The sequence below is a fragment of the Microvirga subterranea genome (assembly GCF_003350535.1).
Classification (GTDB): domain Bacteria; phylum Pseudomonadota; class Alphaproteobacteria; order Rhizobiales; family Beijerinckiaceae; genus Microvirga; species Microvirga subterranea.
On sequence record NZ_QQBB01000016.1, the window covers coordinates 39,688 to 49,923 of the forward strand.

Consider the following 10,236-nt stretch of genomic DNA (forward strand, 5'->3'; position numbering starts at 1 on the left):
CTGAAAAGCGGAGCGTCCCGCTCCCGCCCACGGTGTAAGTCGCGGCCGATCATGCCGGCTGCGATGAAGCTCTCAGGCCAATGACAGAGGGGGCTCCACCGCAGGATTTCCTGCGGGATCAGAATGGAGCCTGACGAATGTCTTTCCCTCACATGCTCGCATGCGCGAGTCGCTTTGCGCTTTCTCCGACACGCTGGTCGGCGAAGAACCCGATGCGCCGCTCCCTGCTGCGTCTGAGCCGCTGAAGCGCCACGCCCCCTCCTCAAACGCCGTCAACCGCTCCGACGACGAGTCTCGCGGTCCAGGCTCATGACCTGACGCATCGCGCATCGAGAGCTGCGCGAAGGGCAACGGCCGTCCGTTCGCACGGGCTGCCGGATGCAGGCCCGTGCCGAGAAGGTTCACTTCGCCATTCACCGCCCTTGCGCAAGTGCCTTCCGTCAAGCGCAAGGGCTCGCCTGAACTACTGGTGCTCGCGATATGCGCTTCGCTCTCCGTTTCTTCGCCTTTGCCGCGGCCCTTGGCTCGCTCATTGTGGTCAGCGGCGCGATGGCTACAGGTGTGCTGCTGTGGCACCTCTCCGGCGATCTTCCCGACCACGCGGAGCTTGCGCGCTACGAGCCCGCGGTGACGACGCGCCTGCACGCTGCGGATGGCAGAATCATCGCCGAATACGCGCGCGAGAACCGGCTGTATATTCCTCTGGCTGCCATACCGCAGCGGATCGTCGCCGCCTTCCTGTCGGCGGAGGACCGGCAATTCTACGAGCACAACGGCATCGATCCCAAGGGCATCGGGCGTGCGCTGCTCGCCAACCTCGCCACTGAGGCAGGCCGTCCGCAGGGCGCCTCCACGATCACCCAGCAGGTTGCCAAGAATCTCTTGCTGTCACGCGAACAGACCTACAGCCGCAAGATCAAGGAAATCCTCCTCGCCTTCCGGATCGAGGAGGCGTTCAGCAAGGACCGGATTCTCGAGCTGTACCTCAACGAGATTTACTTCGGCATGGGCCATTACGGCATCGCGGCCGCCGCGCTGGGCTACTTCGACAAGTCCGTGCACGAGCTCAGCCTGGCGGAGATTGCCTACCTCGCCGCACTGCCGAAGGGCCCGAACAACTACCACCCCTTCCGTCACCCCGAAGCGGCCATCGCCCGCCGCAACTGGGTTTTGGAGCGGATGGCCGCCAACGGCTACATCAGGCAGGACGTAGCCGATGCTGCCATGGAGGAAGCGCTCGTCGTCGATCCGCGCTCGGTATCGCCGCACGAGGCTCAGGCAGGTTACTTCGCCGAGGAGGTGCGGCGCGAGCTTGCTAACCGCTACGGCGAGACGGCGCTCTACGAAGGCGGCTTTTCGGTCCGAACGACGCTGGACCCGAAGATGCAGGCCGCAGCCCGCAGGAGCCTCGTCGACGGGCTCGTCCGCTTCGACGAGGCCCGGGGGTGGCGCGGAACCGAGATCCGGCTTGCCTCCGTCGAGGGCGACTGGGGCGCGAGCCTCGCCGAACTACCCGCCCTCGAGGACATCGACCCGTGGCAGCTGGCGGTGGTGCTCGCGGTCGATGCCAAGGGCGCCCGCGTCGGCCTGCGGCCGGATCGGAACGCGGCCGGAGCCGTCGAGACGGTCCGCCGCACCGGTCGGATCGCGGCCCGTGGCATTCGCTGGACCGGCAAGAGCCGCGCGAGCGACATCCTGCGCGTCGGCGACGTCGTGCATGTCGAGCCGATCAAGGCGCGATCGAACGAGTATCGGCTACGGCAGGTCCCCGAGGTCTCCGGAGCCTTGGTCGCCCTGGAGCCGGAGACGGGACGCATCCGGGCCATGGTCGGCGGGTTCTCTTTCAGCCAGAACCAGTTCAACCGCGTCACCCAGGCTTGGCGCCAACCCGGCTCCACGTTCAAGGCTCTGGTTTACGCGGCGGCCCTGGACAGCGGCTACACGCCCTCCAGCCTGGTTCTCGATGCACCTCTGTCCATCGACCAGGGTCCGGGACAGGCACCGTGGTCCCCGGGCAATCACAACGGTCGCTACGAAGGTCCGTCCACGCTTCGCATGGGGCTGGAGCGCTCCAAAAACGTGATGACGGTGAGGTTGGCCCGCGACATCGGCATGCCGCTCGTGTCCGACTATGCGCGGCGCCTGGGCGTTCAGGATGACCTTCCGCCCTTGCTCGCGATGGCACTGGGGGCGGGCGAGACGACCGTGCTGCGCATGACCGCCGCCTACGCCATGTTCGTGAACGGCGGCCGCCATATCCGGCCGACCCTGATCGAATACATCCAGGACCGGCACGGGAAGACGATCTTCCGGCACGACCGCAGGAGATGCATGGGCTGTGCAGCCCCCTCCTGGCGCAACCAGAGCGCTCCCAGGCCCACCGGCGAAACGGAGCAGGTGATCGACCCGCTGACGGCCTATCAGGTGACATCCCTTCTGGAGGGCGTTGTCGAGCGGACGCTGCCGCGGGTGTTCTCCGGGCTCGACCGGCCGATCGCCGGCAAGACCGGCACCACCAACGACGCCAAGGATCTTTGGTTCGTCGGCTCGACGCCGGAACTCGCCGTCGGCGTGTTCCTCGGCTACGACCGCCCACGCTCGCTGGGGAGGTCGGCCTACGGCTCGGTGCATGCAGCGCCGATCGTCCGAGCCTTTCTGGAACAGGCGCTCACGAACAGGCCCCAAAGTGCCTTTCGCGTTCCGGCCGGCATCAAGCTGGTCCCGGTCGATCCCTTCACCGGCATACGCAGCGCCCCCGGCGCTGGTGCGATCCTGGAAGCCTTCAAGCCGGGCACCGAGCCGCCGGCTGCGGAGACTTCCCCCATTGCCGGCAGCGCGTCCACCGACATTCCAGCCCCGGAGACTTTTGCCCCTCCGGGCCCCACCTACATCCGTTGATGGGGCAGGTGGCGCAATGGCACGGCCTCTGTTCAAGCTCGCCTTCGAGCGCAGCCCTGCGCGCATCAGGCTCACGGCTCTCGTGCTCGTCGGCCTGTTCGCCGCGATCGCGGTGCGGCTTGTGATGTTCGGCTTCAACCCCGCCGAGCCGCGCGCCGCCTCTCGGGGCCAGGCTCAGACCCTGCGACCCGACATCGTCGACCGCAACGGCGTCCTGCTCGCCAAGGACCTGAAAGCCTTCTCCGTCTACGCCGAGCCCCGCCGGGTCGTCGACGTCGATGAAGCCGCCGAAGGATTGGCGGGGATGTTCGAGGATCTCGATCTCAACGATCTGCGCCGCAAGCTCACGTCGGGATCAGGCTTCGCGTGGATCAAGCGCTCAATCCCGCCCTCGACGGCCGATCGCGTCTGGTCGCTCGGTCTGGCGGGCATCCACCTGCGGCCGGAACCGATCCGCATCTACCCCAACGGGGCTGCGGCGGCGCATATCCTGGGTGCAGTCGACATCGACAACAAGGGTCTGTCTGGAATCGAAAAGTGGATCGATGCCACCCTCGGAACGGGGAGTGGCGAACTGTCCCGCGGGCAGGCTCCGGTGCAGCGGGACGACAGGGCCGTGCGCCTCAGCATCGAACTCAGGATCCAGCACCTCTATGCTGAGCACCTGCGCAGGGCCGTTGAAACCTATGGAGCCGTCGCGGCGGCTGGGCTTGTCCTCGACGTTACCAACGGCGAGGTCCTCGCGCTCGTATCGCTGCCTGATTTCGATCCGAACGATCCCGGTCTTGCGCTGCATCCGGACCGCATCAATCGCATCCATGTCGGCCGTTACGAGATGGGGTCCATCTACAAGGCCCTGACGACCGCGCTTGCCTTGGATACGGAACTGTTCACGCTCCGATCGACCTTCGACGTCAGCCGGCCGCTCACCATCGGCAGCGCCAGCATCGATGACTTCCGCGGCAAGAAGCGCGTCCTGACGCTGTCCGAGAGTTTCATCTACTCATCGAACATCGCGATGGGCCGAATGGCGCTGACCATCGGCGCTCCCCGGCTCAGAGCGTTCCTGAAGACGCTGGGGCAGTTCGACCGGATCCGGACTGAACTGACGGAAAGCTCCGCACCCATCGTGCCTTCCCGCTGGAGCAATGTCACGACCGCAACGGTCGCCTTCGGGCACGGCATCGCGGTCACTCCCCTCCAAGCCGCTATGGCGGTGGCGGCGTTGGTCAATGGTGGCGACCTGATCACCCCGACCTTCATCGCCGGGCGCGGCATCGACGAGCGCCTCCGCGCCGAGGCCGTAATCAGTCCGGCGACCGCAAAGGCCATGCGCGACCTGATGCGCCTGAACGTCGAAGCAGGATCGGCCCGTCGTGCCTCGCTCGATCCGATCAGGATCGGCGGAAAGACCGGGACCTCCGAGAAGGTCGTCGGCGGGACCTACTCCAAGGAGAAGGTCATGACCTTCTTTGTGGGCGTCGCGCCGATCGACGCGCCCCGCTTCCTGTTCCTGACGATCCTCGATGAGCCGCGCGGTCGTCCGGAAACGTTCGGCTTCCGCACCTCCGGCTGGAACGCCGCGCCGGTGACTCGGCAGGTCATGGGCGAGTCCCTGCCGCTGTTGGGCGTTCACCCCTGGACGGCGACCGCCCAATGACGCATCCCTTGTTGATGGAGCCGTGACAGATGTTTGATACCTTCGCCGCATTGCTCGATTGGTTCGGGATCATCGTGTTTGCGACCACCGGGGCGCTGGTCGCCTCTCGCAAGCAGATGGACCTGGTCGGCTTTGCCCTGCTCGGCACCGCAACCGGGATCGGGGGAGGCACGATCCGCGACACGCTCATCAATGCGCTCCCGGTCTTCTGGGTGCGGGAGCCCGCCTACTTGGTCACCTGCGTGCTCGTCTCCTGCGCCGTGTTCTTCCTCGCCCATATTCCGCAGTCGCGGCTCAAGCTCCTGCTGTGGTGCGATGCCGTGGGCATGGCTCTGTTCGCGGTGACCGGGGCCGAAAAGGCCCTGCTGGCGGAAGCGGGTCCCATCGTCGCCGTCGCCATGGGCGTGATCACGGCCACTTTCGGCGGCATCGTAAGAGACGTTCTTGGCGGAGAAAGCCCGATCATCCTCAGCCGCGAAGTCTATGTGTCGGCGGCGCTGGGCGGAGCGGTGATTTTCGTCGCCCTCGCGCTGGCCGGGGTCGCACGCGAGTATGCGCTCGCCGGCGGCTTCCTGGCCGCATTATCGATCCGGGCCGCCGCCCTGCGGTGGGACTGGTCGCTACCGCGCTACCGGCCGCGACCCGGACGCACGCGGGAGGAGATCGACCGCTAATGACCCGGGCTTGCTTCCGCGTAAGCTCATGCGGGCATAGTTTATTCGAGACGCTCGAACGGAATATCCTGTGCGCCTTCCCGGAGGGCCCTGGTGCCGGAGCCTGGAGGCTCTCGTGTCCCTTGTTGATCGCCAGGAAATTGTCGAAATAGAGCTCATTTCCCATCGGAGCCTAGCCAGTCCCACCACCTTCAGGAACGCCCGCGGATGGATGGGTCGAAGAGGCGGGCTCGCCGCCTTATCGGGGCGGCGGGACGGCGAGGATGTCAGTGTCGAGGGACCGCAGGGCCTCCTCGGTCACGCTCCCGAGAAGCGCTTTGGTGCTGCCGGAGCGGGCGTTTGTTCCCATGATCAGGACATCGGGCTTCAACTGCTCGACGGCCGTGGAGATCACCTCGGACGGCGGTCCCTCCTCGACGTGGATCGACCGTTCGGAATTGCCGAGCCCGTTCGCCTCCAGAAACTCAGTCAGCTCCTTATTGGCCCGCAGACGCTCCTCGGCCACGTTCCGGTCGATGGTGTCCGGGCTGAGCCCGGCATAGAACATCTGCCCCTTCCCCAGCAGAAGGAAGGCATGGACGAGCGCAAGCCGGTTATCGCCGGGGAGCCCCAGGGCCGTGCCGGTCCTGATGGCGTTCATGGACGGCGCGGACAGGTCGACGGCGGCCAGGGCTGTTCGGTAGGGATGGTCCACCTCCCTGTTCACCATCAGGACCGGGAAGGGTCCCGTGCGGATCAACGTCTCCGACCGCCTGCTCCAGCTCCTGCCGCTGGCCTCGGCCGGCCTCGTGGGCGTCCTCGGCGCGATCATGCTGGTGCAGGGCTTCGTCGACCTCGCCGCACCCGCAACGGCCCTGTCGTAGGACACCGTCGTTCCTCCGACGACCCTTTCGCCGGGAGCTGCCGCAGCAGCTTCAGATCGCAGCACGCCTTCAGGGCTCCCCCGAGGATAAGCGGTCGGCCGAACGGCGAGACGCTCAGCAGCCGGCTTCTACGAGGTGGCTCATGGCTGACAGGGTGCGCCCTCTCATCGGCTTCTCCTAGTCTTTCGCGGTTTTCACCTGGTCGAGGGCTGCGCGCAGTCCCTTGGCGACCTTTGCAGTGTCGTCATTGGCCCAGAAGTGCATGAAGAACAGGCGCGGCTCGTCATTGAGCATGTGGTTGTGCACCGCCGTCACCTCGATCCCACTCGCCTGTAGGGCTTTGATGACCGGGTTCACCTCGTCGGCCGCGAGGACGAAGTCGCCCGTGGCCGCCGCCTTGCCGGGTCCGGTCGGCTGGATGTTGATGGCGGTGGCCGAGCCCATCGCCGCAGATACCTCCATGCCGCCGTCCTTGACTGCCTCCGCCCGGGACACGGTCACCTGGTACACGCCACCGTTCATCTTGCCCTTGCGCCCGAGCGCCTGATCGAGCGCGGCCGTGTCGAGGTTGGGGGCGGGCGTGGTCGACGCCTCCTCGGCCGCCTGGGGCGAGAGGCCGGCGGTCTCGGCCCCGAACGGCGTCTTGCTGGCGTTGAGGGCCTCCCGCAGGGTCGCAGCGAGCTTCGCGGGCGCGCCGTGGCCGTGCACATGCATGTACATCGTGGCCGGCGATGAACGCAGGAGGTGATTGTGGAGCGCCGTGATTTCCACGCCACCCTGCTCCAGGCGCGCCAGAACCGGATTGATCTCCTCCTGCGTCAGGACGAGGTCGCCCATCACCATGATCTCGTTGCCCATCGGCTTGAACGCAAGCCAGGAGCCGAGGGCCAGCGCCGGCTTGATCGCTACCCCGTCGAGCGTGACGTCGAGGTCGGTCCGGGGCAGGCCCACGCGATAGACCCCTCCCGGCATGTCGGTGCCCTGTTTGCCGAGGCCGCTCGCTATCTCCTGCTGCCATCCCTCCGCGCCCGAGGCCGGCGTGCCGAGAACCAGTCCGAGAACTGCAACCGTGGTCAGGATACGCATCGCTCTCTCCTCATGATGCCCCCGGCTTGTCCTGCGCCCCGGCAGGATCTCGTTTTCGTTTCGTTGGCCTCGGCCGCTCTCCTCTCGAGGGCGGCTCGCCCGCTCACAAGAGCGCTCCTGCGAGGTAGAGGACAATGCCCGCAGCCGAGGTGGCCGCGAGGGTCGGCACCATCCCGACCTTGAACCGGAACATCGCGACGACCGCCGCAGCCGAGAGGAGGAGCGCCCAGGCGTTGACGCTCTGAAGCACGGGAGCATCGAAGCGCACTGCCCCCCACGCGACCGGATGCACCTGTGCGAAGATCGTATGGATCGCGAACCAGACCGCCAGGTTGAGGATCACGCCGACCACCGCCGCGGTGATTGCTGCCAGCGCCCCGCTGAGCGCCTTGTTGTCCCGCATCACTTCGATGAAGGGCGCACCGACGAAGATCCAGAGGAAGCACGGCGTGAACGTCACCCATGTGGCCAGCAAACCACCGAGCGTGCCTGCCACCAGGGGCGGCAGCATGCCGGGATCGCGGAATGCCGCCATGAAGCCCACGAACTGAAGCACCATGATCAGCGGCCCCGGCGTCGTCTCGGCCATGCCGAGGCCGTCGAGCATCTCGCCGGGCCGGAGCCAGCCGTAGTGCTCCACGGCCTCCTGGGCGACATAGGCCAGCACCGCATACGCGCCGCCGAAGGTGACCATCGCCATCTTCGAGAAAAACAGGGCGATCTGGCCGAAGACGTCCCCTGGCCCGAGGGCGAGCAGGATCGCGATCACCGGACAGAGCCACAGCGCCAGCCAGACCGCAGCCGCCCGCACGACGCCCTGGACGCTCGGGCGGGCATGCGCCGGCACCTCCTCGCCGAGCACGCTCTCGGCGTCGGTCAGCCCGTGGTCCGCCGCTCCATGTCCTCCGCCGACCTGGAACTGGGACAGTCCCGCCCGGCCGCCGACATAACCGACAAGGCCGGCGGCCAGGACGATGACCGGGAACGCCACTTTGAGAAAGAAGATGGACACGAAGGCAGCTGCGGCCAGGCCGAGCATGATGCCGTTCTTGAGCGACCGTCTGCCGATGCGCACCAGCGCCTCGAGGACGATGGCGAGAACCGCCGCCTTGAGGCCGAAGAACAGGGCCGAAACGATGCCGACCTTGCCGAACAGGGCATAGATCCAGCTCAGGGCCATGATGGCCACGATGCCGGGCAGGATGAACAGGCCGCCCGCGATGAAGCCCCCGCGAGTCCGATGCATGAGCCAGCCGACATAGGTGGCGAGCTGCTGGGCCTCGGGGCCAGGCAGGAGCATGCAGTAGTTCAGCGCATGCAGGAAGCGGTGCTCGCCGATCCAGCGCTTCTCGTCGACGAGGATGCGGTGCATGACGGCGATCTGGCCCGCCGGGCCGCCGAAGCTCAACATGGCGACGCGGCTCCAGACCCGGACGGCCTCGCCGAAACTGACGCCGTGCGGGGTCGCCTCGCTCCGCCCCCGGGGCCGCACGGTGATAGAAGCATCGTTCATGTCAGGACCTCGGCTTCCTGACGGGCCAGTTGTGGGTCTCGTCGGTCGCGTCGCGGCACCAGCGGTAGAAGGCATCGTACAGAGCCATCCCGGCCTCGAGTTGCTCGAGGTCGTCGGCATACATGCGTGACAACCCGAGCGAGGCCGCGAGCAGGCCCGGCGCCTCGGGCGTCAGCTCGGGTCGCGCGGTGTCGGCACCGCGCACGATGGTGGCGAGCCGCAGGAGCGGCTCAGTCGCGAGGCCGAACTCCTCGACCATGGTGTCGAAGGTGCACTTTTCGCCCCGATGACTCCAGAACACGTCGTCACCCTCGATGTCGAAGGGTGTTGCCCCGAAGCGCTGGGCAACGCCGGGAACCTCGGACGGGGTCACGAACAGGAAGACGGCCTGCGGGTCGATGAAGCGTCGGATGAGCCACGGACAGGCAATCCGGTCAACCTTCGGGCGTGCCCGCGTCACCCAGACGGTGCGCCCCTGGGCGTCTCGCGGCGGCAACACGGTCTCCGGCACCATCGGCAGGTCGGCCTGCGCCCACGCGAGGGCGCCGCCTTCGAGGGAATCGGCCGGGATGCCCTCGTACCGGAGCCAGGCGGCCACGCCCTCGCTGAGTTTCTGGCCCTTTTGGCAAATGACGATGGCCGGTCGGCCGCTGAAGCCACGCGCCCAATCGGCGACGGTCTGCCACGGACGGCGGATGGCGCCGGGGATTAGGCGCGGGTCGGCGGCGAAGTCCTCGTCGGTCTGAACGTCGATGAGGACCGGGCACTTGGGCGTGCCGATCAGGCGGAAGAGCTTGTCGGTGGAGATGGTGTTGATCGACGGCATGGCAATGCGTCCTTGCTGAAGGTGAGCCGGACGCGATGCTTGGGCTGTCGCCTCATGAGGGGATCGCGGCCCCCATGGGATCAAGTAAGTGCCCTCGGGCAGCAATTGTCAACGGCCTTAGGTCCGCGCCGCAGAGCCGGCAGACGCCCAGAGGAAGGACCCACGACGGCGATCCGCTGCGCCTGACGTTCAAACGCGTGGTAGGCCTGTGATTGGGCGCAGGGTTGATCAAGGACGAGGGCTTAACGGCCGAGCGGCCTGATCGTGCGGGCCTTCGCCGAATACGTCGCGCCCCGCCGTCCTCCTGGAAAGCACCGCGTCTCGGACCTTTTCACGCCTATCGGTCCCTGTTGGCAAAAAGCCCTCCGGGGAATGGTTCCGGAGGGCTCTTGAAACCTTTGCTGAGCAAAGGTTCCAGCTGGTGGGCCCGGCAGGACTCGAACCTGCAACCAGACCGTTATGAGCGGCCGGCTCTAACCATTGAGCTACAGGCCCCTGAGGGGAGACGAAGATTTCCTCTAGACCACTTTGTTGCGTTCGTCACCCCTCACCCCGTTACTCCCTGCCGCCTGAGAGGCGCCGGGACGGGAACAGGCAGCCGTCAGCCGCCTTCCTCAGCGTCCCCAGCGGAGCACGACCGGGTCGAGGCGGCGGGCGATCTCCAGGAGGCCCTTGCGGGTCTCCGGATGCAGGGGCTGCAGGGGATGGCGCACCCT

At 66.8% G+C, this 10,236-nt stretch carries 8 protein-coding genes, 1 tRNA gene, 1 pseudogene and 1 riboswitch; of the genes and pseudogenes, 4 read left to right on the top strand and 6 right to left on the bottom strand.

Features of this window, described 5'->3' with window-relative positions; genetic code table 11:
- Positions 1–97, top strand: a riboswitch (glycine riboswitch).
- Between the two features lie 383 nt (positions 98–480).
- The 3 genes from DES45_RS22990 to DES45_RS23000 are packed head-to-tail and all read left to right on the top strand — an operon-like array spanning position 481 to position 5,232.
- Positions 481–2,898: a penicillin-binding protein 1A gene (locus DES45_RS22990; RefSeq protein WP_114773015.1), complete on the top strand. Its 2,418-nt coding sequence runs from the start codon at positions 481–483 to the stop codon at positions 2,896–2,898.
- 16 nt (positions 2,899–2,914) lie between these two features.
- Positions 2,915–4,558, top strand: a complete 1,644-nt coding sequence (locus DES45_RS22995; RefSeq protein WP_114773017.1) for a peptidoglycan D,D-transpeptidase FtsI family protein — start codon at positions 2,915–2,917, stop codon at positions 4,556–4,558.
- A gap of 29 nt (positions 4,559–4,587) precedes the next feature.
- The gene (locus tag DES45_RS23000) at positions 4,588–5,232 is read left to right on the top strand and encodes a trimeric intracellular cation channel family protein (protein ID WP_114773019.1); all 645 of its coding nucleotides are present in this window, start codon (positions 4,588–4,590) and stop codon (positions 5,230–5,232) included.
- A 238-nt stretch (positions 5,233–5,470) separates the two neighbouring features.
- On the opposite strand, the gene DES45_RS23005 is transcribed toward DES45_RS23000, so the two are convergent.
- The gene (locus DES45_RS23005; protein ID WP_245571852.1) at positions 5,471–5,971 is read right to left on the bottom strand and encodes a universal stress protein; all 501 of its coding nucleotides are present in this window, start codon (positions 5,969–5,971) and stop codon (positions 5,471–5,473) included.
- Between DES45_RS23005 and DES45_RS26180 the strand changes: the two genes are divergently transcribed.
- The gene (locus DES45_RS26180) at positions 5,961–6,095 is read left to right on the top strand and encodes a hypothetical protein (RefSeq protein ID WP_281024113.1); all 135 of its coding nucleotides are present in this window, start codon (positions 5,961–5,963) and stop codon (positions 6,093–6,095) included. The genes DES45_RS23005 and DES45_RS26180 overlap by 11 nt on opposite strands.
- A 177-nt stretch (positions 6,096–6,272) precedes the next feature.
- Here DES45_RS26180 and DES45_RS23010 read toward each other — a convergent pair whose 3' ends face one another.
- The 5 genes and pseudogenes from DES45_RS23010 to DES45_RS25915 all read right to left on the bottom strand — a co-directional run.
- A complete protein-coding gene (locus DES45_RS23010) occupies positions 6,273–7,181 on the bottom strand; it encodes a DUF1259 domain-containing protein (protein ID WP_114773021.1) in 909 nt (302 codons plus the stop codon).
- 103 nt (positions 7,182–7,284) lie between these two features.
- On the bottom strand, positions 7,285–8,694 hold the full coding sequence (gene chrA, locus DES45_RS23015) for a chromate efflux transporter (RefSeq protein ID WP_114773023.1): 1,410 nt from the start codon (positions 8,692–8,694) through the stop codon (positions 7,285–7,287).
- 1 nt (position 8,695) lies between these two features.
- Positions 8,696–9,520 (bottom strand): chromate resistance protein ChrB domain-containing protein, encoded by an 825-nt coding sequence (locus tag DES45_RS23020; protein WP_114773025.1) that lies wholly within the window; start codon positions 9,518–9,520, stop codon positions 8,696–8,698.
- Between the two features lie 419 nt (positions 9,521–9,939).
- Positions 9,940–10,015, bottom strand: a tRNA-Ile gene (locus DES45_RS23025).
- A 119-nt stretch (positions 10,016–10,134) separates the two neighbouring features.
- Positions 10,135–10,236: pseudogene (locus tag DES45_RS25915) on the bottom strand (dihydrodipicolinate synthase family protein); the annotation flags it as partial.